This is a genomic window from Mycobacteroides sp. H003 (assembly GCF_001440135.1).
In the GTDB taxonomy this organism is placed as follows: domain Bacteria; phylum Actinomycetota; class Actinomycetes; order Mycobacteriales; family Mycobacteriaceae; genus Mycobacterium; species Mycobacterium gwanakae.
This window is the reverse complement of the sequence record NZ_LJYL01000034.1, coordinates 835,964-857,769: the sequence shown is the minus strand read 5'-3', so window position 1 is coordinate 857,769 and position 21,806 is coordinate 835,964. Positions and strand designations below refer to the sequence as shown.

Here is a 21,806-nt window from a genome sequence, read left to right as displayed (position 1 = left end):
CATCGGCATGGATGCCGGATTGAACTGTGCCGGCCAGAAGAAATGGCACAGTAATGAGGAATTTCGAGCCAGAAGGGTTAGGGAACCGTGTCGGACACCGCGCAGGACGGCCAGCAGCAGCTGGCGCTCGTCAACGAGCTGCTGGGGCATGTGCGCAAGATCGCGGGCGAGAACGATCGGGGCGATCTGATCGACCGCCTGGACCGGGTGGACAGCCTTCTAGTGGACCGTCCGCTGCGCGTGGTGGTGGCGGGACAGCTCAAACAGGGCAAGAGTCAGCTGGTGAATTCGCTGCTCAACATGCCGGTCGCTCGTGTGGGCGATGACGAAACCACCTCGGTGACAACCGTTATCAGCTACGGCGAGCAGCCCTCGGCCGCCCTGGTGGTTGCTCCCGCCGAACAATATGACGGTGGGGGACTGGCCGGGGAACCCGAGATCATCCCGATTCCGGTGGCCGATATCGGCAAGGACCTCAAGCGCGCACCGCAGGCGCAGGGCCGCGAGGTGCTTCGGGTGGAAATCAAGGTTGCCAGCCCGATGCTCAAAAGTGGTCTGTGCCTGGTGGATACGCCCGGCGTCGGCGGGTTCGGTCAGCCGCACCTGTCGAGCACCCTTGGGCTGCTGCCGGACGCCGATGTCATGCTCATGGTCAGCGATCTCAGTTCCGAATTCACCGAACCCGAGCTGGTTTTCATCCAGCAGGCGCTCGACCTGTGCCCCGTCGCGGCCATCGTCAACACCAAGACGGATCTGTACCCGCACTGGCGCGAGGTGGTGGCTGCCAACTCCGCGCATCTGCACCAGGCCAAGATCACCGTGCCCGCTATCACGGTGTCGTCGGCGCTGCGTTCGCACGCGTTGCAGCTCAACGACAAGGAACTCAATGCGGAGTCCAACTTCCCCGCATTGGTGACATTCCTCAGCAATGCCATCGCGGACCATCAGGCCAGCTCGCGACAGCAGGCGGTCGCCGAGATCGGTTCGGCATCGGAGCATCTCACGCTCACCCTGGACGCCGAGCTCAGTGCTCTGCAGGATCCGCAGAGCCGCGATGAGCTCACCTCAGACCTGGAACGCCGTAAGCGTGAGGCCGAGGAGGCGCTGGCTCATACCGCACTGTGGCAGCAGGTTCTCGGTGATGGCATCACCGATGTGTCGACCGATGTCGAGCACGATCTGCAATCACGATTCCGGCGGATCCTGCAGCGGACCGAAGAGGTGATCGACCGCACCGATCCCACCAAGAACTGGGCCGAGGTCGGCGCCAAACTCGAGCAGGCCGTGGCCAACTCGGTGGGAAACAACTTCGTCTGGGCACATCAGCGGGCGATGCACCTGGCCGCTCAGGTGGCCGAGACCTTCGCCACCGCCGGCATGGACTCGGTGAAGATGCCCCGGCTGCGGGCCAGCGAGATGGGCGCGGATCTGAGTGACCTGAAGTCGCTGTCGAAGCTGGAAGCCAAGCCGATCAAGTTGGGGCACAAGGCCATCACCGGGCTGCGTGGTTCCTACGGCGGTGTCATCATGTTCGGCATGCTGACCACCGTCGCAGGGCTCGGGATGTTCAACCTGATCTCGTTGGGGGCCGGTGCGATGCTGGGAAAGAAGACCTACAACGAAGACATGGAGAACCGGATGCTGCGCATCCGGGGTGAGGCCAAGACGAACGTCCGCCGCTTCCTCGACGACGTGTCCTTCGTGGTGCTCAAGGAATCACGCGACCGGCTGCGTCTGGTGCAGCGCCAGCTCCGGGACCATTTCCGCGATATCGCCAACCAGACCACGCGCTCGCTCAACGAATCGCTACAGGCGGCCATCGCATCGGCGCGGCTGGAGGCCGAGGATCGCGATGCGCGCACCCGTGAGGTTGAGCGCCAATTGCATATCCTGCGCCAGGTCAACACGCATATCGACGGACTGGAAGGGCTGCGTCCGTCCGCATGAGCACCATCGAGCAGGCCCGTGCCATCATCGGTGAGGCCATGCGCGCCTACCAGAGTGATTCGCGGTACGCGCGGATCGCGGAGCCACATGACGAGCTGAGCCGTATTGCTGCCCGGCTCGACGAACCGATCCGGGTGGCCATCGCCGGAACTCTCAATGCCGGCAAATCAACATTGGTCAATGCGCTTGTCGGAGAAGACATTGCACCCACGGATGCCACCGAGGCCACCCGGATCGTGGCGTGGTTCCGTCACGGCGCCGCTCCGCAGGTCACGGCCAATCTGTTCAGCGGCGTGCGCCAGGACATCCCGATCCGTCGTGACGGCGGCCTTTCCTTCGAACTCGACCGGCTGGACCCGGCCTCGGTGGCAGACCTCGACGTTCACTGGCCCGCACCGGAATTGAATGAGATCACCCTGATAGACACCCCAGGGACTTCGTCGCTGTCCACCGAGGTCTCAGAGCGCAGTCTCGCGCTGTTGGTGCCCGAGGATGGAGTGCCACGGGTGGATGCAGTGATCTTCCTGCTGCGCAGCCTGAACGCCGCCGATATCGGCCTGCTCACCCAGATCGGCAAGCTTGTCGGCGGCGAGCGTGGGGGAGCTGTCGGGGTGATTGGCGTCGTATCGCGTGCGGATGAGATCGGGGTGGGCCGTCTCGACGCGATGCTGTCCGCGCGTGAGGTGTCCGCCCGGTTCGCCGGCGAGATGGAACGCACCGGGATCTGTCAGGCCGTGGTACCGGTCGCCGGGCTGCTGGCGCTGACCGCCCGCACACTGCGGCAAGCAGAGTTCATCGCACTGCAGAAACTCGCGGAAGTGGATCCGCAGGTGCTGGCCAAGGCACTGCTGTCCGTGGATAGGTTTGTGCGCGAAGATGATTCGCTTCCGGTTGACCCACAGACCCGGGCCGCACTGCTACATCGATTCGGGATGTTCGGTATCCGGATCGCGGTGGCCGTCATCCGGGTCGCAGGCACCTCCGAGATCACCGCCACCGGGCTGGCCGAGGAACTCCTCGAACGCAGTGGTCTGGTGGAACTGCACAACATCATCGCCAACCAATTCGGTCAGCGCGCGGGCATCCTGAAATCTCATACCGCGCTGCTCTCGGCCCGTCAGGTGCTGACGTCCTACCCGGTCCAGGGCGGCCGCCCGGTGATCGACGACATCGACCCCCTGCTCGCTGACACTCACGCCTTCGATGAGCTACGGCTGTTGGCAGAGTTGTCCTCCCGAACCACCACGCTCACCGAACACGAGACGGTGCTCATCCGCAGACTGCTGGGAGCCTCCGGCACGGAACCGGCCGCCCGCCTAGGTCTGGACGAGACCCGCCCGGATCCGCGGCGTGCCGCCCTGGACGCGGTGGGACGCTGGCGCGCGCGGGCCGCATATCCACTCAACGATCCGTTCACCAGCCGGCTGTGTTTAGCGGCTGCCCGCAGTGCAGAAGGCATACTCACCCAGTTGTCTGCGCACGAGCGCCCGGCATACTGAGCAGATGATGATGCGCCTGTCTGCCGCGACCGTAATCCTGATGGCCGGATTCGGCACGGCGACGGCAGTGGCGGAGCCCACCCCCAATCCGGCCGGGCCCGCCCCCAGGCCGGTGCCCGCGGGCGTGTGGATCAGCCCCGGTGAGATCCCAATGAACAGCGAATACCACTGGTCAGCGGCCAACCCGACCGCAACCGGCAGGGCTTCCTTCCTCAGCATGCGGCTCTGCGGCGCCCCGTCGTCGGACGTCCTTCCGCCGGCCTCGGCCATCGCCACCCAGGCCGCGTCGGGCGTCGCGGCATCCGTGGTGCAGGCGGCTGGACAGTGGCCCGACGGAAATACCGATGGGGCCGCGGCCTTCCAGAGTGGTATTCGATCTCAGCTCAACTACTGCCCGGGAGTAGGCGACGTCATCAGCGTCGACCTGCGCCCGGCGCCCTCGTGGTACGGCTTTGCGGCGACCCTGCTGATCGGCAAGGAGCGCGATAACCCCACCAGCGAGGTGCACATCTACAACGTGGTTCCGCCGGAGTCGGGCACCGTTTCCGAGCTTGCCGTCACCGTGCCCCGCACCGGCCGCGAGCCCTCGCCATGGAAGCCCGTCGATGACGCGACGGTTCTGCGCGCCCTTGCCCAGCCGCTGTGCAAGGGCTCCTGCTAGCGAGGGACTTCTGTGACGATGCGCGGGTGGCAGCGGGCAATTCCGGCGATCGCTGTGATCGCCTGCCTGGGCACCGCGGCTCCGGCCGCGGCGGATCCGAAGCCTGTGCCCGACACGGTGTGGATCAACCCGCGGGATGTCCCCATGGATCACGTCGCACACTGGGCTCCCTTGTCGCGCAACGCAACGTCGGTTGACCGCCCGGCCTTCTGGTCAGCGAATCTCTGCTTCTCGCTGGGAGAGAGTCTGCCGCAATCGCCCGAATCTGCTTCCTCGACAGTCACTTCGGATGAGTCCGGGTGGACGGCGGTGGAGGTGATCGCGCACTGGCCCGGCGATACCTCGGTGACCGACCAGTACGCGTCGACTGTCTATCGGTCGCTGCGCGCACGGCTGGATCGCTGCTTCAACGCCGTTGGCGCTCAGGTCAATGTGGTCGACCTACCCAATGGTCATGCGGCCACGGTGACGCTGCCGGCGCAGGGTGGCAAGCAGCCGCAGTACCGGCTGTATGTGGTGGAGCCGCCCGGTACCGGAACGGTGGCCGAGCTGACCGTCACCAACGCCGTCACGGGTGCTGTCGGTTCGCCCTGGGTAGAGGTCGATGAGCAGCAGGTTCTGCGCGATGTGGCGGCACCGATCTGCCGCACCGCCAAGAGCGCAGCCTGCTGAAATTCACGTCCAGTTTTTTGTCGCTTCGGATATCGAATCACCATCATTGCGTGCCCTTGACGGCGTAGCGTCCCAGGTATGCACGGACGCGGAGTCCTTTCAGGCGTATGCGGTATCGCGACGATCATCGCGATGGCCGTCCTGCTCACACCGGTGTCTATTCAAGTCGACACGGGCGGTGCCACCCAGTCGGTGACCTGCGGTATGCCCGTGGGGCCCCGACTCACCCGGAGCGCGGAGCTGGACAAGATGAGTTCCGGTGCGAATCAGTCGACCAACTACCACGACCAGTGCGCCTCCAAGCTCGATACGCGTCGCCTCTGGGCGATCCCGATCGGTGTGCTGTCCTTCGTCGTTGCGCTGTGCGCGGCAGGTCACCTATGGAACGAGGCGTCCCCCGGAAAACCCGGCAGGACCCGTCAGGGCGTCACAGGTCCGCCGGGAATCCGGATGGCTCACTGACCGCCAACGGGCACCTGGACGTTGCCGCCGCCGGGAATCGGGATCACCACTGAGCGTCCGGTCGTGGTGGTCGGCGGGGCCGTCGTTGTCGTAGTCGTCGGCGCAGTGGTCGTGGTGGTCGTCGTATCCGTAGTGGTGGTCGTGGTCGTCGGCGCAGTGGTCGTCGTTTCGGCGCTCTGACTCGGCGACTCGGAGACGGTCTCGGTCACCGTGGAGTTGCCGCCGGTGGTGCTCCCGGAGCCGCCGTGCCCCTCGTGGCCGCCGGAGTTGGCCGGTGCCGAACTGCTGGTCGTCGCGGATGTCACCGAGGTGGTGCTCCCAGCGGGGGCAGGCTTGTCGCTTCGGGTAATCACGAAGGCGATGATCACCGCGATGACCGCCACCGCCGCTCCTGCCAGGGCAATGAGCACGGCCGGCTGCTTGTACCAAGGGTTGGGCCCATCAGGTCCCTGATCGTGGTACTGCTCGTTGTACATCGTCGGGTCTTCTGGCGGCTCCGGGTAGGACATGATCCGGAGCGTAACCCAACTCCCTTACAGCCCCGGTATTTGCGGGATCTGTGGAATAGGCGGGATTTGTGGGATCTGCGGAATCGGCGGAATAGCTGGCGGTGAGGGGATCGCGGGCGCCTGCCACTGGTACGTCGTCGAGGTCGGGGTGTCGTAGTACGTGGGCTCGGAGGTCGGCGCGGGCGGCACCGGCTCCTGCGTCGATTCGATGGTCGTGGTCTCGGTGGTCGTCGACGACGATTCAGGTGAAGGCTCAGTGGTGGTGGTACTCGGCGTCGGCGATGTCGTCGTCAGCGGTGTGTTGTCGTTGACCACGCGCTTGTCCGTGGACAACACGATGGTCATGAGCACCGCGACGATCGCGATGATGGCAGCGATGGTGCCGACGATCGCCGGCCCCGTTCGATACCAGGGCGTCGGCTTCTCGCTCTCCTCGATCATCCCCGAGAAGTAGCTCTCGTCGTCGTCGGGAGCGTTCGGTGTCTCGTGCTCACTCATCGCGCGGAGCCTAACCGAAGAATGTCAGCCGAACTGGGGGATTACCGTCGAAGCGAAGAACTCCAGGTGATCCAGATCCCGGATATCGAGTAGTTGGGCGTAGACCCGCTGGACCCCGGCGTCGATGTAGGTGCCCAGCTTGTCCGCCACCGCGTCGGGAGTGCCCGCGAGCGGGCTGTTCTCGGTGATCTCGTCCACCTCGCGGCGGGCATTGGCCGCGCGGCGCGCGATATCGGCATCCGTATCGCCGACGCACAACGCGAAGGCCGCCGAGTAGATCATCGAATCTGCCGGCCGCCCAGCGGCTTCGACCGCTTGCGCCACTCGTGCGTACTGACCGGTGACGACATCGACGGGCTGAAACGGCACGTTGAACTCGGCGGCAAAACGGGCGGCGAGTGCCGGAGTGCGCTTGGCGCCGAGCCCGCCGATCACGATCGGCGGATGCGGCTCCTGCACAGGTTTGGGCAGCGCGGGGGAGTCGGTCACCGTGTAGTGCGTGCCCGCATAGGAGTAGGTGTCGCCGGTAGGTGTGGACCACAGGCCGGTGAGGATGTCGAGCTGCTCTTCCAGACGATCGAACCGCTCGCCCAGCGGCGGGAAGGGAATGGCGTACGCCTCGTGCTCCTCGCTGAACCACCCGGCGCCCAGGCCGAGATCTACTCTGCCGCTGCTCATCTCGTCTACTTGTGCAACAGTGATGGCAAGCGGTCCCGGATGGCGGAAGGTAGCCGAGGTGACCAGGGTGCCCAGCCGGATGCTGGTGGTCTCCCGGGCGATCGCTCCCAGTGTCACCCATGTGTCAGTGGGGCCGGGCAGCCCGTCGGCACCACCCATCGCCAGGTAGTGATCGGACCGGAAGAACGCGGAGAATCCCAGTTCTTCGGCGGCCTGTGCCACCCGCAGCTGATCGGAGTAGGTGGCGCCCTGCTGCGGTTCAACGAATACCCGGAAGTCCATGACTGCCAGCGTACGTAAGGCCGCACACCCGAGCGCGGGCGCGTTGCGTCGATGGTTACGGTGAGTGGGCGAGATGGGCGTGAGTTGATGAGAATGCGGCGAAACGAGGGAAAGTGATATCACGCGTTGCGGTTTCGGCTATCGCGGTGCTGGCTCTGGGTATCGGACTGACCGGTTGCTCCGGGGCCGACAAGAACGACACCTCCACGGTTGGCTCGTCGTCGTCGCAGTCCTCGCGGTTGCTGAACTTCAGCGCCAAGACCATCGATGGTGCCGACTTCGCGGGCAGCAGTCTGACCGGTAAGAAGGCGGTGCTGTGGTTTTGGGCGCCGTGGTGCCCGACCTGTCAGAAGGAAGCGCCCGATCTGCAGCGGGCGGCCACTGCGCATCCGGATGTCACCTTTGTGGGGGTGGCGGCGCAGGACCAGGTGTCCGCGATGCGGGACTTCGTGACCAAGTACGGCCTCACCTTTGTTCAGCTGGCCGATACCGATGCCGCGGTGTGGGCGCTGTACGACGTCACCCATCAGCCGGCTTTCGCGTTCCTGGGATCTGACGGCAATGCCCAGGTGGTCAAGAGCCCGCTGTCGGGACCAGAACTCGACAAGAGAATCGGGCAGCTGCATTGATGCTGCGGTACTGACGTGATTGATACCGCAGCACTGACTTTCGCGCTGGGGGCGGGGCTGGTGGCCGCGCTCAATCCATGCGGCTTCGCTTTTCTCCCGGGTTATCTCGGGCTGGTGATCGCCGGTAGTGACGGCACCGCTTCGAGGCTGACCGCTGTGGCGCGGGCAGCGACCGCGACGGTGGCGATGGCCGCCGGTTTCCTGACGGTGTTCGGGATTTTCGGGCTGGTGATCTCGCCGGTGGTCGCCTCGGCGGGTCGCTACATGCCCTTCGCCACCGTGGTGATCGGTGTCGCGCTGGTAGCGCTGTCCCTCTGGCTGCTGTCCGGGCGTGAGCTCACCGTCGTGCTGCCCAGGGTTTCCGGCGGGGCGCCAACGGCCTCGCTGCTGTCCATGTACGGCTACGGGCTGACCTACGCGGTGGCATCGCTGTCCTGCACGGTCGGCCCGTTTCTGGCGGTCATCAGCACCACCTTCAAACAGGGGTCCATCGTCTCGGGGGTGCTGGCCTTCGTCGCGTACGGGGCGGGGATGGCCGCGACCGTCGGCATCGCGGCATTAGCCGTTGCGCTGCTGGGAAATTCGGTGCAGGCCACCATGCGGAAGGTCTTGCCGTATGTGGGCCGCATCGCAGGGGTGATCGTGCTGCTGACCGGGCTGTACATCGCCTACTACGGCTATTACGAGATTCGGCTGAACTTCGGCGACGGGAGCGCCGACGACCCGGTGATCAATGCGGCAAGCGAGGTGCAGACCTGGCTGGTGAGCGTGGTGGACGAGACTGGCGTGTGGCCACTGCTGGTCGGCATCGCGCTGATTGTGGTTGTCGCGGCGGCGAGTTCGTACGCCGTGCGCAGACGGCGCTGAGTTATCAGCCGGCCGGCGGAGGTGGGCAGTGGTTGCTTTGTTGCAATTGGCTGACCAGGCCCGTCAGTGTGTCTTGCTGGGCGGACGCCTGGTCGAGATCCTGCTCTTGCGAGGCGGACATGGGGTGCCAGGTCCCGTCCTCATCGGACACGGTGACTAGCTGGTACTGATTCTGCAGGTCGTTGATCGTGCTGGTCAGATTGCGCAACGGAACGTCAAGGGCAGTGATACGGGCGTTGGCGTTCACCTGGTTCATGTAGCTCACCCCGTGAGTGAGTTGCGTGATGTCGTACCTTCTCAGGCCGCGAGGCTGAAGGCCCGCACCGATGTCATCGTTAAGGCTTTCGGCGATCTGCCCTAGAGCTGTGCACACGGGCTGGGATGGCGCAGGGTCATCAGCCCATGCGATCGGTGCCAGCACACCCCCTGCGATACCAGCCACGATGACAGAAGCTGCGACAGTCCGTCGGGAAACCATGACCCGCCTCTCACTGCAAGATTTGTTGTCTACCGAATCAAGCTAGTGACGGATTCTGGGAACGAACTGAGGATGGCCACGCTCGCCTGTTGCGGGATCGAGGGTGGCGCTGCGCAGACATTTCACGAGGACCACCTGCATCGATGTGTCGTGGATGCAGGCGAGTAGGTGCCGGGAACAAATGTCGGCGGTGGTCCGTTGACCAGTATGTCGAACTTGAGTCATGTAGGCTCAACTATGGCTTGACGAAAAGATCCGGACGAGGCAAACTTGAGCGGATCTCACTGAAGGCATTGAGGTAACCAACAGGAGGAATGAACTATGGCTCGTGCGGTCGGAATCGACCTCGGGACCACCAACTCCGTTGTCGCCGTCCTCGAAGGCGGCGACCCGGTAGTTGTCGCGAACTCGGAAGGCTCTCGCACCACCCCGTCCGTCGTTGCGTTCGCGCGCAATGGCGAGGTGCTGGTCGGGCAGCCCGCCAAGAACCAGGCGGTGACCAACGTCGACCGGACCATCCGGTCGGTCAAGCGTCACATGGGCACCGATTGGTCCGTTGAAATCGACGGAAAGAACTACACCCCCCAGGAGATCAGCGCCCGCACGCTGCAGAAGCTGAAGCGCGACGCCGAGGCCTACCTGGGTGAAGACATCGAGGACGCCGTCATCACCGTGCCGGCGTACTTCAACGACGCACAGCGTCAGGCGACCAAGGAAGCCGGCCAGATCGCCGGTCTGAACGTCCTGCGCATCGTCAACGAGCCGACCGCGGCCGCCCTGGCCTACGGCCTGGACAAGGGCGAGAAGGAACAGACCATCCTGGTCTTCGACCTCGGCGGTGGCACCTTCGACGTGTCGCTGCTGGAAATCGGCGACGGTGTCGTGGAGGTCCGTGCGACTTCCGGCGACAACCACCTCGGTGGTGACGACTGGGACGAGCGCATCGTGACCTGGCTCGTCGACAAGTTCAAGGCCAGCGCCGGTATCGACCTGACCAAGGACAAGATGGCCATGCAGCGTCTGCGTGAGGCTGCCGAGAAGGCGAAGATCGAGCTGTCCAGCTCGCAGTCGACCTCGATCAACCTGCCGTACATCACTGTTGACGCGGACAAGAACCCGTTGTTCCTCGACGAGCAGCTGACGCGTGCCGAATTCCAGAAGATCACTCAGGATCTGCTGGACCGCACCCGCAAGCCGTTCCAGTCGGTCATCAAGGATGCCGGTGTTTCCGTGGCCGACATTGATCACGTGGTGCTGGTGGGTGGTTCTACCCGTATGCCCGCGGTGACCGATCTGGTCAAGGAGCTGACCGGCGGTAAGGAGCCCAACAAGGGCGTCAACCCCGACGAGGTTGTCGCCGTGGGTGCCGCGCTGCAGGCCGGCGTGCTCAAGGGCGAGGTGAAAGACGTTCTGTTGCTTGACGTCACCCCGCTGTCCCTCGGTATCGAGACCAAGGGTGGCGTGATGACCAAGCTCATCGAGCGCAACACCACCATCCCCACCAAGCGGTCCGAGACCTTCACCACGGCAGACGACAACCAGCCGTCGGTGCAGATCCAGGTGTACCAGGGCGAGCGCGAGATCGCTTCGCACAACAAGCTCCTGGGCTCCTTCGAGCTGACCGGTATCCCGCCGGCTCCGCGCGGTGTGCCCCAGATCGAGGTCACCTTCGACATCGATGCCAACGGCATCGTGCACGTGACCGCGAAGGACAAGGGCACCGGCAAGGAGAACACGATCAAGATCCAGGAAGGCTCCGGCCTCTCCAAGGAAGAGATCGACCGGATGATCAAGGACGCCGAGGCACACGCCGACGAGGACAAGAAGCGCCGCGAAGAGGCCGATGTCCGCAACCAGGCCGAGTCGCTGGTCTACCAGACGGAGAAGTTCGTCAAGGAGCAGCGTGAGCCCGCCGAGGGCACCGAGAAGGTCGTCTCTGACGAGACGCTCTCCAAGGTGGACGACGCCATCGCCGATGCCAAGAAGGCACTGGAGGGCACCGATATCGGCGCCATCAAGGAAGCGATGGAGAAGCTCGGCGAGCAGTCGCAGGCACTGGGTCAGGCCATCTACGAGGCCGCAGCCGCCAAGGCTGGGGCTGAAGGCGCCGGAGCCGAAGGTGGCGCTGGCGCTGCCGACAGCGATGTCGTGGATGCCGAGGTCGTCGACGAGGAGAAGGACAGCAAGTGACCCCGTCAGGTGGGCAAGATCGGGATGAAGAACGCGAACCGGTGACCGTTACCGATAAGCGCCGGATCGATCCCAACACCGGCGCGGTTCGCGAAGAGGCGAAGGTGGCTGAAAAGCCAGCCACCGCAGCGGAACCGGGTGCTTCGGCACCCGGGTCCGCGGCCTCCGGGGGCGAGTCGGATGCGGATGCCAAGGTGGCCGAACTGACGGCCGACCTGCAGCGTGCGCACGCCGACTTCGCCAACTACCGCAAGCGGGTGGAACGGGACCGGCAGGCCGTCATCGATTCGGCCAAGGCGTCCGTAGTGGCTCAGCTGCTGGGTGTGCTGGACGATCTCGACCGCGCGCGCGAGCATGGCGACCTGGAATCAGGTCCGCTGCGCAGTGTTTCGGACAAGCTGTCCGCGGCCCTCGAAGGGCTGGGATTGGCGACATTCGGTGCCGAGGGGGACGACTTCGATCCCTCGCTGCATGAGGCGGTTCAGCACGACGGCCAGGACGGCCATCCCGTGCTGGCGGCGGTGCTGCGCAAGGGTTACAAGATGGGTGATCGGGTGCTCCGTACCGCGATGGTCGTGGTAACCGACGGAAGTCCCAGTGATCCGGCAAGTCCCGAGGGTGGCGACACGACTCAGCAGGAACCCGGAACAACGGGTGCCGAAACGCAATCCAAGACAGAATCAGAGTAAGAACTGCACAGCAATACCCGATGGACGCGAAGGAGGTGATGTCGGGTGACGCAACGTGAATGGGTCGAGAAGGACTTCTACAAGGAGCTCGGCCTCGCCTCCACCGCGAGCCAGGACGAGATCAAGAAGGCCGCACGCAAGCTGCTGGCCGAAAATCACCCGGACAGAAATCCGGGGAACCAGGCCGCTGAGGACCGTTACAAGGCCGTCAGCGAGGCCAAGGACGTGCTGTCGGACCCGGCTAAGCGCAAGGAGTACGACGAGACCCGTCGGCTCTTCGCCGGTGGCGGGTTCGGACGGCGCTTCGGCGACAATGGATTTGGTGGCGGCGGCGGATTCAGCGGCGGCGCCAACAGTGCCGAGTTCAACCTGAACGACCTGTTCGGTAACGCCGACACCTCCGGTGGTGGCGGAATCGGCGATCTGTTCGGCGGCCTGTTCGGGCAGCGCGCGCAGCCGCGTGCCAGTCGCCCGCGCCGCGGCAACGATCTGGAAACCGAGACCCAGCTGGACTTCGTCGAAGCATGCAAGGGCGTATCGGTTCCGCTGCGGCTCACCAGTCCCGCTCCGTGCACCACCTGCCACGGCAGTGGCGCCCGCCCAGGTACCAGCCCGAAGGTCTGTGGCTCCTGCAATGGCAGTGGCGTCATCAATCGCAACCAGGGTGCGTTCGGATTCTCCGAACCGTGCGCCGATTGCCGTGGCACGGGCTCGATCATCGAGAACCCGTGCACCGACTGCCAGGGAACGGGTGTCACCACCCGAACCCGCACCATCACCGTGCGGATTCCGCCGGGAGTGGACGACGGACAACGTATTCGGCTGGCCGGACAGGGCGAGGCCGGACTGCGCGGCGCTCCTTCGGGCGATCTGTACGTCACCGTGCATGTGCGGCCCGACAAGGTGTTCAGCCGCGACGGCGACGACCTGACTCTCACCGTTCCGGTGAGCTTTACCGAATTGGCTTTGGGTGCCACGGTTTCCGTGCCGACACTGGAAGGCCGCGTTGGGGTTAAGGTGCCCGCGGGTACCTCCGACGGACGCATCCTGCGGGTGCGTGGACGCGGCATTCCGAAGCGTGCGGGCGGTAACGGCGATCTGCTGGTCACCGTCAAGGTGGCGGTGCCCTCGAAGCTGGAAGACAGTGCGCTGGAGGCGTTGCAGCGCTATCAGGTGGCCGAGAAGGCCAGCGGATTCGATCCGCGCGCAGGCTGGGCGGGTGCACGATGACGGCCCGCCGTCAGCCGGAGCGAGGAGCCCGCACTTTTCTGATCTCCGTGGCCGCCGAGCTCGCCGGGATGCACGCGCAGACCCTGCGAACCTATGACCGGCTAGGGCTGGTCATCCCCGAACGCACCAGTGGTGGCGGTCGGCGCTACTCACAGCGTGATGTGGACCTGCTGCGCGAGGTGCAGCGGCTGTCGCAGGACGAGGGCGTCAATCTCGCTGGCATCAAACGCGTTATCGAGCTGAGCAATCAGGTGGAGGCTTTGCAGGCCAAGGTCGCTGAGCTCACGGCCGAGGTGGCCCAGTTGCGCGCGGCGACGGCGGGCCGTGAGGTCGCAATCATCCCCAAGAGCACCGCGGTCGTCGTCTGGCAGCCGCGTCAGCAACGCTAGAGCGGGTCGTGCTGGATTCTGGAGGCGTCGGCCCCCTTTGAGACCAGCGCCTCCTTGGTGGCCTGGATCATCGATGCGGAGCCGCCGAGCAGAATCTGGCGATCACCCCAGCCGCCGTAGGCCGTCACCACCTCCGAGAGCAATCCCGTCTGGCGGACGTGCAGGCCCCGTGGTGGTGTCGGATCGTGGTATTCGTTGGCCCAGTCCGGGTTTCGGGGGTATTCGGACACCGGTGTGACCGACAGCCACGGATTCGTCGAGGCGATATGCCACAGGGTCCACAGGTCGTAGAGTTCCTGCGGATAGCGTGCCCCGTAGAACAGGTGGACCCGCGGATTCTCGGCCCATTGCGACAGCTCCATGATGAGACACCGCAGCGGTGCGATGCCGGTGCTGCCCGCGACCATAAGCACATCTCCACCGTCGCGGTTCACCGACAGCGCGCCCAGTGGCGGCGAAATTCGCCAGGTGTCACCGACTTTCGTCTTGTTGACCATGTCACCGCTGACAAGCCCGCCGGGTACGGCCTTGACGTGAAATTCGATGTAGCCCTCGGGATCCGGCGGAATCGCCAAGCTCAGATAGCGCCAATTCCGCGGGCTCTGCGGTACCTGGACATGTACGTACTGCCCGCAGTGGTAGTCCATGGGTGCGTTGAGTTTCAGTCGGATCAACGCAAGATCCCGTGAGGTGCGGTGGTATTCGATGACCTTCCCGTCCCACCAGGGCTGGCCGCTGTCCGAGGCGGCGGCGCTGCGCATCACCTCGACCATCACCGTGTAGACCTCGGTGGCGGTGGCTTCCATCCGCTGGTCCCAGATCGGTTGCAGCACCTCGCGTGTGGCGTCCAAGAGGGCTTGACGCATGGTGCCGTACTGGCTGTCGGTGGCCCCGAACTTCCGATGATCCCGGCCTAGCTGCGCCAGGAAGTTGACCAGGCCTTCGGTCCGGTAGGCCGCCATCTCCCAGAGCACGAACTGCAGCGCCTGACGGAAGTGTTCGCGCGGTGTCGACATGTCGGCAGGGAAAAGGTCGCCGACGGCGGGGTCGACGGCGAACCAGCGGCTGTAGAAGCTTCGGACAAGTTTGTCTCCCGATAGCTCGACCCCGCCGACCAAGTCGTGCAGTGCTTCGACGTCCTCAAGCCCCACGAGCTTCCGTTGCCTCGCCTTTCCTGGTCCTGCCCACCAAGAGGCCAGTCTAGGAGGGAAGTTTGTGGACCGTCTGGGACTGCATGAGGTCAGCGGGGGAAACGGTTGACTTACGGGCCGCATACTCGTGTGCTGAAAGCACTGCCAGGGCTAGTTGTCTGCACTACAGGCGCATGTTTGCGGCTTGAGTATTTTTGCCGGGTGTTGTGTCGGCGGCGTGGGGGGAATCACGGAGGGGACCTTCTGAGCCGATCGAGTGCGAGCCTGACGCGGGTGTTGGGCTCGAAATCCGCGTCAGGCTCGCACTCGACAGTTGTTAGACCAGCTCCGGTTTACGAAGTTCTGTCCCGTTCACGCCGCGCACCATCGCACGCTGCCGAGCCCCGTCGAGTGCCAGCATCGCGACCCCGAGGCCCACCCAGCAGCACAGGATCAGGATCACTCCGGCCGAACCGGCTCCGTCGAAGTAGGCCAGGGATCGCAGCAGCGTGCCGTTGGCCCCTGGTGGCAGGAATTGCCCAAGTAGGCCAAGGCCTTTGGGCAAGAACTCGGGCGCACTCGTCAACCCCGAGAGTGGGTTCCCGATCAACACGGCGACGGCCGCTCCCAATCCGATTCCCGGATATCCGAGCAGGGCGCCAAGGCCGGTGATACTCAACGACATCGCCATCATCCCCAGCGTGAGGCCGGCGGTCACTCCCCAGAAGTTCTCGGTGATGACGCCCAGCCAGGAATCCAGGATGACGCAGATGGTGAGTGCCGCCAGGAACGAGAACCCAGTGGCTGTGGCTGCTTTGAGCCAGGTTCTGCCGGGAAACAACAGGGTGAGAGCGACCGCCGGAAGCAGCCCGCCCAAGGTCATGGGCAGGGCCGCTGCGGCCAGGCCGATGCCGCGCGGATCCGAGGGCGGCAGTGGAGCGAGGTCCTTGATGGACACCGCCATCCCGCTCTGCTTGCCGATTTGTTGACCGATGCCGGTCAGTGCTTGTGCGACGGCAGGGCTGCCGCCCGTCGCGACCACGACGGTGGGTGCCGGGGGCATGAGGACGAATCCGCCGTAGACGGAGCGGTTTCTGGTCGCCTCCTCGAGTTTGGTTTGACTCGGGTAGTGGGTGACGGCGAACGCGCCGGGTGAGGCACCCGCTAGTCGCTCGGTGAGCATGGCCACCTGTGCCGCCGACCCGGTGACGCCGATCGGCACGTCGCGCGGTGCGGTGCGTGCCGAGGGCCAGGCGAAGGCGATGAAGATGACCCCGAGTGCGCACGTCAGCAGGGCGGCAACGGATGTGGCCCGCGCCCAGTCCGGCACCTGGTGATGAGCGCCCGGTCGGAGTTCGTGGTGGCCCGTCATCTCATCCTCCATTTCATTAAGTGTTGAATTAATTGAGATGAGAGTAGATCGCATGTGGCCTTTTTTCAACACTTGTGGAAAATTGATACCGTAGAGCATGGCAACCAGCACGAATACCGCCCGCCGGGGCCGCCGTCGCGGGGAAGCGGTCTCGCGAGAGCGTGTGCTCGACGTTGCGAAGCGCTCATTCGCCGAGCGCGGCTATGAGAAGACGACCATCAGGGGTGTTGCCCGCGATGCGGGTATCGATCCGTCCATGGTCGTGTACCTCTTCGGGTCGAAGGATGAGCTGTTTCGTCAGTCGATCCAGCTGGTGATCGATCCCAACGAGCTGGTGCTCGCTATTCGCGAGGGTGAGGGCACGGTCGGTCAACGCTTCGTCAACGCGTACCTGTCGATGTGGGAACAGGCAGGCACGGTCGACACGATGCTCGCGATCCTGCAGTCGGCCACCACCAACGACGATGCCCATCGCGCGTTTCGGGATTTCATGCAGAACTACGTGTTGGCCGCGATCAGCGAGGAGCTGGGTGGGGGGCCGGAGGTGCGGACGCGATTCGCGCTGGCGGCCACCTCGATGGTCGGGACCGCGCTCCTGCGATACGCACTCAAGATCGATCCCTTGGTCGCGTTGACCAGGGAGCAGATGGTCGCCATATTGGCTCCGACCGTTGATCGGTATCTCACGGCCGATGCTTCCGAATTAGGTTTGCCTAGCTAACTCATCTAACTACAGCAGTCGCCCAGGTTCACGGAGTACAAAGGTCTCACCACCGACAAGGGAGTGTGTGCCGTGGGCGATCTTGACGAGCGACCGGATGTTGTCGCCGATTTCTTCTATCCGCACCCTCCCGGGCGCGTATGGAACGTCTTGGTCGACCCCGATGTCATGGGGGACTGGTTCGTCGAACAGGTTGGGTTCCGCGCCGTGGAAGGTACGCGGTACCGGCTCACCGATCTTCCGATGCCGATTGCCAACTATTCCGGGGACATCGCGTGCGAAGTCTTGGTGGCTATGCGCAACGAAATGCTGGCGATTTCCTGGTGGGATACGAAATCGCCAGACCCGGTGGCCTGGCGAACAGCGTGGACGTTGTGCGAGGTTCCCGGCGGCACCGTGGTCAGCGTGAGCCGACCGGCTTTCAGTAGCGATGACCCTGCTGTGCGCAGGATGGCTGGCCTGTCCGATCGGTTCTGGCCGACGGCGATGGCCAAGCTCGGGCGCCTGATCGATTGTGCAGCGACTACCCCGGCTGGCGGGGGCGCCGTTGAGCTCTAGCCGGGTGAGTTTGCCTGGCTAACAGATGCGAACACGGCGGTAACCCAGATTGATGGGGTATGAAAGATAACCCCATCAATCTGGAGAGTGCTGTGCTCGACGACGCGAACGACATCGCCACCATTCTTCTCGACCATTTCTATCCGCACCCGCCCGCGCGGGTGTGGAGCGTGATCGCGTGCCCAGACGCCATGGAGGAATGGCTGATGGACCCGGTTGGCTTTCGGCCCCAGGTCGGAACCCGGTTCCGTTTCAAAGCCTTCCCCCTGCCCATGGCCGACTTCTCGGGCGCGCTGTCCTGCGAGGTCCTCGCGGCTACCCCGAACAGGGTGCTGTCGATCCGCTGGTGGGATATGAAATCGTCCAAGCAGAGGGTGTCGACGGTGACGTGGACGCTGCACGAGGTTCCGGGCGGCACCATGGTCACGTTCCGGCACGAAGGGTTTGATCTCAGCGATTCGGCGTCGCGTATCTACCGGAAGATCTCCGAGCTCGGTTGGCCCGGCACGATGGGCCGGCTCGGACGATGTATCGACACCGCGCCGCGCGCCGAGAATCAGCCCCCGTGCCGTTTGGTCACCGATGTATCCGCCTGATCGTCCGCATGCATCACGCATCTGCGGTATCCCAGGGGTATGACCGCCTCGCGGGACGACCTGACATCGGTGACGGTCGGGCAGTTCTTCCCATATCCAGCCGAGCAGGTCTGGCTTGCCATCACCTCGGCCGCTTCGGTTTCCGACTGGACCACCGAGGTCGACAGGGATTCGGTAGAAGCGGGCAGGTCGTTCTCGTTCACGACCTTTCCGATGCCCGAGGTGAACTTCGGGGGCCGCGGGAACTGTGAGTTCACCGATGTCGTACCCGGTGAACGCATGGTCTACAGATTCACCACACCGGAGGACTCCTGGGATCTGCGGGTCACGTGGACGCTCCACCCCGAGCCCGGAGGAACGCGATTACTGGTCGTGCACACCGGATTTGACGTCGCCAACCCCGCCCATGTGAGGCTTCGCGCTCTCGTTCGGGATTTATGGGCGTTGGTCATGTCGCGTATCGAAGAGCTCTTGGCCCTCCCCGAGTCCGGCGCAGACCCCCCACCCGATGATGCGACGGCCTTCAGTCTGGGCGAGTTCTATCGCCATCCGCCGCGCACGGTGTGGCAGGTGGTCACTTCCAAGGAGTTCGTGGGGGACCTGGTGAATGACCACGATTTGGTGTCGGTGGAAGCCGGTAGCCGGCTGTTCATCAGCACCTATGCGATTCCGCTCGTCGGATTCGCCGGACGGGTCGAGATGGAGTTCCTGGAGGTGCGCGAGCCCGAGCTCATCGACAGCACCTTCGAGATTCCGATCCTGGGTGGAATCACCACATTGCGCATGACCTGGCGACTGATTCCCAGGGATGGAGGTACCCAGCTCTGGTTCACGCTGCGCGGGTTCGATCCGCAGTCGCCGCTCAATCGCCAGCTGCGGTCGGTTCTGCGTGGCGGAGCGCTTCCTGTGTTGTCGCGCGTCGGCGAGCTGCTCGAGGGGCGCGGCGACCGCGTGTGATCCCCGATTCGGTTCGGAGCACACCGGGGTGTGATGAGCTAGACACGGCACCGCGAAAATTCTCAAAGTTGAGCGGAACAGACTCAAGGTTGGCTGCGTTGGAATTACTGACAAGCATTTCTCTCAACCCATGGAGGTGTTGTGGACTCGTTCAATCCGACCACGAAAACCCAGGCCGCGCTGACTGCTGCCCTCCAGGCAGCAACTACTGCAGGCAACCCCGAAATCCGTCCCGCCCACCTGCTGGTGGCGCTGCTGAGCCAGACCGATGGCATCGCCGCGCCGCTGTTGCAGGCCGTGGGCGTGGACCCCGCGACCGTGCGCAACGAGGCGCAGGCTATCGCCGACCGGCTTCCTCAGGTCAGCAACGCCAGCGCCAACCCGCAGCTCTCGCGTGATTCCATCGCCGCGATCACCACGGCGCAGCAGCTCGCCACCGAGCTCAATGACGACTACGTATCCACCGAGCATCTGTTCGTAGGCTTGGCCACCGGTGATTCCGATATCGCCAAGCTGCTCGCCAACAACGGCGCCACTCCGAACGCGTTGCGCGACGCCTTTGTTCAGGTGCGCGGCAGCGGCCGGGTGACCAGCCCCGAGCCCGAGTCGACGTTCCAGGCGTTGGAGAAGTACTCCACCGACCTGACCGCCCGCGCCCGCGAGGGAAAGCTCGACCCGGTGATTGGTCGCGACACCGAGATTCGCCGCGTCGTGCAGGTGCTCAGCCGCCGGACCAAGAACAATCCGGTGTTGATCGGTGAGCCCGGCGTCGGTAAGACCGCCATCGTGGAGGGGCTGGCGCAGCGCATCGTGGCCGGCGACGTGCCCGAAAGCTTGCGCGGCAAGACCGTTGTCTCTTTGGATCTCGGATCCATGGTCGCGGGCGCCAAGTACCGAGGTGAGTTCGAGGAACGTCTCAAGGCTGTCCTCGACGAGATCAAGAACTCTGCGGGACAGCTGATTACGTTCATCGACGAGCTGCACACCATCGTCGGTGCGGGTGCCACGGGTGAGTCGGCGATGGACGCCGGCAACATGATCAAGCCTATGCTGGCGCGCGGCGAGCTGCGCCTGGTCGGCGCCACCACACTCGACGAGTACCGCAAGTACATCGAGAAGGACGCCGCCCTGGAGCGCCGGTTCCAGCAGGTGCTGGTGGGTGAGCCTTCGGTGGAGGACACCGTCGGCATCCTGCGCGGCATCAAGGAGCGCTACGAGGTTCACCACGGCGTGCGGATCACCGACTCTGCGCTGGTGGCCGCCGCCACCTTGTCCGACCGGTACATCACCTCGCGATTCCTGCCCGATAAGGCCATCGACCTGGTCGACGAGGCCGCATCGCGTTTGCGTATGGAAATCGATTCGCGCCCTGTGGAGATCGACGAGGTCGAGCGCGTCGTGCGTCGTCTCGAGATCGAAGAGATGGCGCTGTCCAAGGAAGACGACGAGGCCTCCAAGCAGCGTCTGGTGAAGCTGCGCGAGGAGCTGGCCGACAAGAAGGAACGCCTCGCCGAGTTGACCGCTCGGTGGCAGAACGAGAAGAACGCCATCGACGTGGTCCGGGAACTCAAGGAGCAATTGGAAACCCTCAAGGGTGAATCCGATCGCGCCGAGCGAGACGGCGACCTCGGCAAGGTCGCGGAATTGCGGTACGGGCGTATCCCGGACCTGGAGAAGCAGCTGGAGGCCGCGCTTCCCGGAGCCCAGGCACGCGAAAGCGTCATGCTCAAGGAAGAGGTTGGGCCCGACGACGTCGCCGACGTGGTGTCGGCCTGGACCGGTATTCCGGCCGGCCGGCTCATGGAGGGCGAGACCGCCAAGCTGCTGCGCATGGAAGATGTGCTGGGCGCGCGGGTCGTGGGCCAGACGAAGGCCGTCGAGGCCGTTTCCGATGCGGTGCGCCGTGCCCGGGCCGGTGTCGCTGACCCCAACCGGCCCACCGGTTCGTTCCTGTTCCTCGGGCCCACCGGTGTCGGCAAGACCGAGCTGGCCAAGGCGCTCGCGGACTTCCTGTTCGACGACGAGCACGCCATGGTGCGTATCGACATGTCTGAGTACGGCGAAAAGCATTCCGTGGCAAGGCTTGTCGGTGCCCCACCCGGATATGTCGGATATGACGCCGGTGGTCAGCTGACCGAGGCGGTGCGGCGGCGCCCGTACACAGTGGTGCTGTTCGACGAGGTCGAGAAGGCGCACCCGGATGTGTTCGACGTGCTGCTGCAGGTGCTCGACGAGGGACGGCTCACCGACGGGCAGGGCCGCACGGTCGACTTCCGGAACACCATATTGATCCTCACCTCCAACCTGGGTGCCGGTGGCTCCGAGGAGCAGGTGATGGCGGCGGTGCGCGCCAAGTTCAAGCCGGAGTTCATCAACCGGCTTGACGACGTGCTCATCTTCGAGCCGCTCAACCCCGAGGAGCTGGTGCGGATCGTCGACATCCAGTTGGCGCAGCTGCAGAAGCGGCTCGCCCAGCGGCGGTTGACGCTCGAGGTGTCCGAGCCCGCCAAGAATTGGCTGGCCCAGCGCGGATTCGATCCGATCTACGGGGCGCGTCCGTTGCGTCGCCTGGTGCAGCAGGCCATCGGCGACAAGCTGGCCAAACAGCTGCTGGCCGGTGAGGTGCACGACGGTGACGTCGTTCCGGTGAACGTCAGCGCCGACGGCGACTCGCTCACTCTGGGATAAGTAGCTGTCGAGTGTCGACTTATCGCGGTGTCCATGGGGACTTTCCCGCGATAAGTCGACACTCGCTGCTGTCTGGGCTCATCACGGAGCGGTAACTCTGGGTC

Annotated in this window: 22 protein-coding genes; 16 read left to right on the top strand and 6 right to left on the bottom strand. The window is 64.5% G+C overall.

The features are described 5' to 3' along the window. Positions 1–87 precede the first annotated feature (87 nt). The 5 genes from AOT87_RS24235 (at position 88) to AOT87_RS24215 (ending at position 5,241) form a co-directional block, all read left to right on the top strand. A complete protein-coding gene (locus AOT87_RS24235; protein WP_030097178.1) occupies positions 88–1,947 on the top strand; it encodes a dynamin-like GTPase family protein in 1,860 nt (619 codons plus the stop codon). Next, positions 1,944–3,446: a dynamin family protein gene (locus AOT87_RS24230; protein WP_057968937.1), complete on the top strand. Its 1,503-nt coding sequence runs from the start codon at positions 1,944–1,946 to the stop codon at positions 3,444–3,446. Before AOT87_RS24235 ends, AOT87_RS24230 begins: the two co-directional genes overlap by 4 nt. Before the next feature lie 4 nt (positions 3,447–3,450). Then, positions 3,451–4,107 carry a hypothetical protein gene (locus AOT87_RS24225; protein WP_057968938.1) on the top strand — a complete coding sequence of 219 codons (657 nt, stop codon included), beginning with the start codon at positions 3,451–3,453 and terminating at the stop codon, positions 4,105–4,107. An 18-nt stretch (positions 4,108–4,125) separates the two neighbouring features. Further along, entirely contained in the window at positions 4,126–4,779 is a 654-nt protein-coding gene (locus tag AOT87_RS24220) for a hypothetical protein (protein WP_057968939.1), read from the top strand. A gap of 78 nt (positions 4,780–4,857) precedes the next feature. Continuing rightward, on the top strand, positions 4,858–5,241 hold the full coding sequence (locus AOT87_RS24215) for a hypothetical protein (protein WP_057968940.1): 384 nt from the start codon (positions 4,858–4,860) through the stop codon (positions 5,239–5,241). Here AOT87_RS24215 and AOT87_RS24210 read toward each other — a convergent pair. Genes AOT87_RS24210 through AOT87_RS24200 form a run of 3 tightly spaced genes read right to left on the bottom strand, consistent with a single transcriptional unit; the run spans position 5,235 to position 7,208 of the window. Further along, positions 5,235–5,717 (bottom strand): hypothetical protein, encoded by a 483-nt coding sequence (locus AOT87_RS24210; RefSeq protein WP_057968941.1) that lies wholly within the window; start codon positions 5,715–5,717, stop codon positions 5,235–5,237. The genes AOT87_RS24215 and AOT87_RS24210 overlap by 7 nt on opposite strands. Positions 5,718–5,774: 57 nt before the next feature. Continuing rightward, the gene (locus AOT87_RS24205; RefSeq protein WP_057968942.1) at positions 5,775–6,248 is read right to left on the bottom strand and encodes a hypothetical protein; all 474 of its coding nucleotides are present in this window, start codon (positions 6,246–6,248) and stop codon (positions 5,775–5,777) included. A 24-nt stretch (positions 6,249–6,272) separates the two neighbouring features. Next, positions 6,273–7,208 carry an LLM class F420-dependent oxidoreductase gene (locus AOT87_RS24200; RefSeq protein WP_030097171.1) on the bottom strand — a complete coding sequence of 312 codons (936 nt, stop codon included), beginning with the start codon at positions 7,206–7,208 and terminating at the stop codon, positions 6,273–6,275. A gap of 113 nt (positions 7,209–7,321) precedes the next feature. Here AOT87_RS24200 and AOT87_RS24195 point away from each other — a divergent pair, with 113 nt between their 5' ends. After that, entirely contained in the window at positions 7,322–7,837 is a 516-nt protein-coding gene (locus tag AOT87_RS24195; RefSeq protein WP_057968943.1) for a redoxin domain-containing protein, read from the top strand. Between the two features lie 15 nt (positions 7,838–7,852). Then, the gene (locus AOT87_RS24190; RefSeq protein ID WP_057968944.1) at positions 7,853–8,704 is read left to right on the top strand and encodes a cytochrome c biogenesis CcdA family protein; all 852 of its coding nucleotides are present in this window, start codon (positions 7,853–7,855) and stop codon (positions 8,702–8,704) included. A 4-nt stretch (positions 8,705–8,708) separates the two neighbouring features. On the opposite strand, the gene AOT87_RS24185 is transcribed toward AOT87_RS24190, so the two are convergent. Next, a complete protein-coding gene (locus AOT87_RS24185) occupies positions 8,709–9,146 on the bottom strand; it encodes a hypothetical protein (RefSeq protein WP_123771752.1) in 438 nt (145 codons plus the stop codon). 357 nt (positions 9,147–9,503) lie between these two features. Here AOT87_RS24185 and dnaK point away from each other — a divergent pair, with 357 nt between their 5' ends. Genes dnaK through AOT87_RS24165 form a run of 4 tightly spaced genes read left to right on the top strand, consistent with a single transcriptional unit; the run spans position 9,504 to position 13,680 of the window. After that, positions 9,504–11,372: a molecular chaperone DnaK gene (gene dnaK, locus AOT87_RS24180; protein ID WP_030097167.1), complete on the top strand. Its 1,869-nt coding sequence runs from the start codon at positions 9,504–9,506 to the stop codon at positions 11,370–11,372. Then, positions 11,369–12,061, top strand: coding sequence for a nucleotide exchange factor GrpE (gene grpE / locus AOT87_RS24175; RefSeq protein ID WP_030097166.1), 693 nt, complete (start codon positions 11,369–11,371; stop codon positions 12,059–12,061). The genes dnaK and grpE overlap by 4 nt, the downstream gene beginning before the upstream one ends. Positions 12,062–12,106: 45 nt before the next feature. Beyond that, a complete protein-coding gene (gene dnaJ, locus AOT87_RS24170; protein WP_057968946.1) occupies positions 12,107–13,291 on the top strand; it encodes a molecular chaperone DnaJ in 1,185 nt (394 codons plus the stop codon). Next, entirely contained in the window at positions 13,288–13,680 is a 393-nt protein-coding gene (locus tag AOT87_RS24165) for a MerR family transcriptional regulator (protein WP_044105369.1), read from the top strand. Before dnaJ ends, AOT87_RS24165 begins: the two co-directional genes overlap by 4 nt. On the opposite strand, the gene AOT87_RS24160 is transcribed toward AOT87_RS24165, so the two are convergent. Continuing rightward, on the bottom strand, positions 13,677–14,831 hold the full coding sequence (locus AOT87_RS24160; protein WP_030097163.1) for an FAD-binding oxidoreductase: 1,155 nt from the start codon (positions 14,829–14,831) through the stop codon (positions 13,677–13,679). The two genes, AOT87_RS24165 and AOT87_RS24160, sit on opposite strands and share 4 nt — an antisense overlap. Positions 14,832–15,147: 316 nt before the next feature. Continuing rightward, positions 15,148–16,182, bottom strand: coding sequence for an ABC transporter permease (locus AOT87_RS24155; protein WP_057968959.1), 1,035 nt, complete (start codon positions 16,180–16,182; stop codon positions 15,148–15,150). Positions 16,183–16,279: 97 nt separating this feature from the next. Here AOT87_RS24155 and AOT87_RS24150 point away from each other — a divergent pair, with 97 nt between their 5' ends. The 5 genes from AOT87_RS24150 (at position 16,280) to clpB (ending at position 21,702) form a co-directional block, all read left to right on the top strand. After that, positions 16,280–16,903, top strand: coding sequence for a TetR family transcriptional regulator (locus tag AOT87_RS24150; RefSeq protein WP_057968947.1), 624 nt, complete (start codon positions 16,280–16,282; stop codon positions 16,901–16,903). Between the two features lie 72 nt (positions 16,904–16,975). Continuing rightward, the gene (locus tag AOT87_RS24145; RefSeq protein WP_234795780.1) at positions 16,976–17,461 is read left to right on the top strand and encodes an SRPBCC domain-containing protein; all 486 of its coding nucleotides are present in this window, start codon (positions 16,976–16,978) and stop codon (positions 17,459–17,461) included. 59 nt (positions 17,462–17,520) lie between these two features. Continuing rightward, positions 17,521–18,057 carry an SRPBCC domain-containing protein gene (locus AOT87_RS24140; protein WP_057968948.1) on the top strand — a complete coding sequence of 179 codons (537 nt, stop codon included), beginning with the start codon at positions 17,521–17,523 and terminating at the stop codon, positions 18,055–18,057. Between the two features lie 39 nt (positions 18,058–18,096). Next, positions 18,097–19,014, top strand: a complete 918-nt coding sequence (locus tag AOT87_RS24135; protein ID WP_057968949.1) for an SRPBCC domain-containing protein — start codon at positions 18,097–18,099, stop codon at positions 19,012–19,014. 141 nt (positions 19,015–19,155) lie between these two features. After that, positions 19,156–21,702, top strand: a complete 2,547-nt coding sequence (clpB, locus tag AOT87_RS24130; RefSeq protein ID WP_057968950.1) for an ATP-dependent chaperone ClpB — start codon at positions 19,156–19,158, stop codon at positions 21,700–21,702. The last annotated feature ends 104 nt before the right edge of the window (positions 21,703–21,806 follow it).

What these genes read in the sequence shown, in the direction of transcription:
- AOT87_RS24205 (WP_057968942.1), bottom strand. Translation starts at nt 6,248, where the DNA reads ATGAGTGAGCACGAGACACCGAACGCTCCCGACGACGACGAGAGCTAC.
- AOT87_RS24150 (WP_057968947.1), top strand. Translation starts at nt 16,280, where the DNA reads ATGGCAACCAGCACGAATACCGCCCGCCGGGGCCGCCGTCGCGGGGAA.
- AOT87_RS24165 (WP_044105369.1), top strand. Translation starts at nt 13,288, where the DNA reads ATGACGGCCCGCCGTCAGCCGGAGCGAGGAGCCCGCACTTTTCTGATC.
- AOT87_RS24140 (WP_057968948.1), top strand. Translation starts at nt 17,521, where the DNA reads ATGAAAGATAACCCCATCAATCTGGAGAGTGCTGTGCTCGACGACGCG.
- AOT87_RS24230 (WP_057968937.1), top strand. Translation starts at nt 1,944, where the DNA reads ATGAGCACCATCGAGCAGGCCCGTGCCATCATCGGTGAGGCCATGCGC.
- AOT87_RS24210 (WP_057968941.1), bottom strand. Translation starts at nt 5,717, where the DNA reads ATGTACAACGAGCAGTACCACGATCAGGGACCTGATGGGCCCAACCCT.
- AOT87_RS24135 (WP_057968949.1), top strand. Translation starts at nt 18,097, where the DNA reads ATGACCGCCTCGCGGGACGACCTGACATCGGTGACGGTCGGGCAGTTC.
- dnaK (WP_030097167.1), top strand. Translation starts at nt 9,504, where the DNA reads ATGGCTCGTGCGGTCGGAATCGACCTCGGGACCACCAACTCCGTTGTC.
- AOT87_RS24155 (WP_057968959.1), bottom strand. Translation starts at nt 16,182, where the DNA reads ATGACGGGCCACCACGAACTCCGACCGGGCGCTCATCACCAGGTGCCG.
- AOT87_RS24225 (WP_057968938.1), top strand. Translation starts at nt 3,451, where the DNA reads ATGATGATGCGCCTGTCTGCCGCGACCGTAATCCTGATGGCCGGATTC.
- AOT87_RS24215 (WP_057968940.1), top strand. Translation starts at nt 4,858, where the DNA reads ATGCACGGACGCGGAGTCCTTTCAGGCGTATGCGGTATCGCGACGATC.
- AOT87_RS24220 (WP_057968939.1), top strand. Translation starts at nt 4,126, where the DNA reads ATGCGCGGGTGGCAGCGGGCAATTCCGGCGATCGCTGTGATCGCCTGC.
- AOT87_RS24200 (WP_030097171.1), bottom strand. Translation starts at nt 7,208, where the DNA reads ATGGACTTCCGGGTATTCGTTGAACCGCAGCAGGGCGCCACCTACTCC.